Raw genomic sequence first — 751 nt, forward strand, 5'->3', positions numbered from 1 at the left:
GTGATTCCGGTAGCTCCAGTTGGACCGGTGCCTCCAGTGGCACCAGTGATTCCGGTAGCTCCAGTTGGACCGGTGCCTCCAGTGGCACCAGTGATTCCAGTAGCTCCAGTTGGACCGGTGCCTCCAGTGGCACCTGTTGGACCAGTAGGCCCGGTAGGCCCGGTATCACCAGTTACACCAGTGGCACCAGTAGGTCCGGTAGGACCCGTATCACCAGTAGGCCCAGTATCTCCAGTTACACCAGTTACACCAGTAGGTCCGGTATCACCAGTTACACCAGTCGCACCGGTAGGCCCAGTATCTCCAGTTACACCAGTGGCACCTGTAGGTCCGGTATCACCAGTTACACCAGTCGCACCGGTAGGCCCAGTATCTCCAGTTACACCAGTCGCACCAGTAGGCCCGGTATCTCCAGTAGCTCCAGTAACTCCGGTGGCACCAGTAGGCCCGGTAGGTCCGGTATCACCAGTTACACCAGTAGGCCCGGTAGGCCCGGTATCACCAGTTACACCAGTGGCACCAGTAGGCCCGGTATCTCCAGTAGCTCCAGTAACTCCGGTGGCACCAGTAGGCCCGGTATCACCAGTAGCTCCAGTAACTCCGGTGGCACCAGTAGGCCCGGTATCTCCAGTAGCTCCAGTAACTCCGGTGGCACCAGTAGGTCCGGTATTTCCAGTGGATCCAGTAACTCCGGTGGCACCGGTTGGCCCAGTATCACCAGTAACTCCAGTCGCACCAGTAGGCCCGGTAT

1 protein-coding gene is annotated in these 751 nt (G+C 59.0%); it reads right to left on the bottom strand.

Annotated features, from left to right (window positions below; translation table 11 throughout):
* The coding region (locus tag ACTJKA_RS19965; protein WP_440607925.1) for a hypothetical protein at window positions 1–751 on the bottom strand (751 nt) is incomplete at both ends.

It is taken from the genome of Bacillus sp. 22190, from assembly GCF_052045575.1.
GTDB classification, from domain to species: domain Bacteria; phylum Bacillota; class Bacilli; order Bacillales; family Bacillaceae; genus Bacillus; species Bacillus altitudinis.